This is a genomic window from Ensifer sp. VA4, assembly GCF_055710065.1.
Map to the genome: position 1 here is coordinate 1 of NZ_JBVQPO010000043.1, position 1,487 is coordinate 1,487.

A 1,487-nucleotide genomic window follows, 5' to 3' on the forward strand; every position below is an offset into this window, starting at 1 on the left:
TCCAACGGATTTGCGTTACCGTGATAAATCCCTTCGGGATTTACACTTGGCGCGGGGTGGAGCAGCCCGGTAGCTCGTCAGGCTCATAACCTGAAGGCCGCAGGTTCAAATCCTGCCCCCGCAACCACTGAGACTTGAATATTTTGCCATTCAAGTCGCTTCACTGAAAGCTCCTCCGCGTAAGCGTCTAGGAGCTTTTTGCGTTTCTGCTCCGTATCGAGTTCGCCGGCGCGCAGCCGCTCCAGATAATCGTGACGCGTGAGCGTCTCGAACCGCTTCTCCAGGATTGTCGCCGCTTCCATGGCCGCGAGGATCGAGGCGATCTGGTCGTGGACTTCCAAGGTGGCCGGTGTCTTGCCGATGACGACCTTCCGGATGAACTGGCGCACGATGTTGATGAACGGCTTCTTCGTCTCGGGATCGGCGTGCTCGCGGATGTAGTAGGAGGCGGAGTTGATGATCAGCTCGACGGCCTGCGGGCTGACTCCCGCCTTCAGCTTCTTGATCTTCTCCCCGAAATCCTCTTCGGCCGGCACGCGAGCCCTCGAAGGTCTGCGATTGACCTCCGATGACATCGTCGACGCCAACTGGGTGGACAATGGCCCTGGCTGGCTTGCTGTCCTGCTACGCTCCAGGGCTGACGTCTTGGCGCTGCGCCCGGACTTTGCCGTGCTTTCCGGGTTGCGGGTCGGTGTTGTTGCCCCCTGGGACCCCATGAAGGATGGGTGGGATGCAGATTTCGAGGTGCGTGCCTTTACCGCGGCCGGTTTTGAAGATCCTGTAACCGGCAGTCTAAACGCTGGCATCGCGCATTGGTTGATAGGAAACGGCATCGCGCCCTCGTCGTACATTGCCAGCCAGGGTACGGTCCTTCGAAGGGAAGGACGTGTTCATGTGGAGAAGATCGAGGACCAGATTTGGATCGGCGGCGACGTGACGACGTGTATCGAGGGCGTTGCAGCCGTTTAATTTGAACCCGTCATCGAAGTCCCTGCCAGATCAGGCTGCCTAAACTGCGGTCTTAACCGGATGGTTACGCTAGATCTTCTTATGGGGATCTGCTCAAAGCGCCCTGCCGACCGTCATGAACTCGGCGGTATAAAGTCGCAATGGGGCCGTTAATCGGCATCATCTAGCCACTATAGCTTGCAGCAGGTCCTTCCGCCACGCAAGGCCGGCGTTAGTTGCGACACCCAGCGGTGAGGCGCCATCCACCACAAGGAAACATGCGGTAGTGGATTGGTGCTGACTTTAGCGACAGGGATGTCTCTGAAGGGAGTATCAAACCGACGGCAAATGGTGGAGTCAGTCGGATGTCGATCCGCTAAAAAGGTAGAGTGGGCGCAGAACTCGCACGCTGGCCGCGAGTGCATCGCAGCTATGGAGAACGCTCAAACCAACCATTTCCAAGTGTTCCTGATCCAGCGGCAGCGCATCAAACGTCTGGTCGATCTCAGCGCTATGGGTTGGATCGAGGTCCCCATGAA

2 protein-coding genes, 1 tRNA gene and 1 pseudogene are annotated in these 1,487 nt (G+C 58.0%); 3 read left to right on the forward strand and 1 reads right to left on the reverse strand.

What is annotated here, in order from left to right; genetic code table 11:
• Window positions 1-50 precede the first annotated feature (50 nt).
• The 3 genes from AC0C6X_RS30050 to AC0C6X_RS30060 all read left to right on the forward strand — a co-directional run bounded on the left by AC0C6X_RS30050 (window position 51) and on the right by AC0C6X_RS30060 (window position 969).
• Window positions 51-127, forward strand: a tRNA-Met gene (locus tag AC0C6X_RS30050).
• A gap of 173 nt (window positions 128-300) precedes the next feature.
• A complete protein-coding gene (locus AC0C6X_RS30055) occupies window positions 301-441 on the forward strand; it encodes a hypothetical protein (RefSeq protein ID WP_472956679.1) in 141 nt (46 codons plus the stop codon).
• Window positions 442-456: 15 nt separating this feature from the next.
• Complete coding sequence (locus AC0C6X_RS30060) at window positions 457-969, forward strand: PhzF family phenazine biosynthesis protein (protein WP_472956681.1); 513 nt, start codon at window positions 457-459, stop codon at window positions 967-969.
• A 336-nt stretch (window positions 970-1,305) separates the two neighbouring features.
• Here AC0C6X_RS30060 and AC0C6X_RS30065 read toward each other — a convergent pair.
• Window positions 1,306-1,487, reverse strand: a pseudogene (locus AC0C6X_RS30065) (iron-containing redox enzyme family protein); the annotation flags it as partial.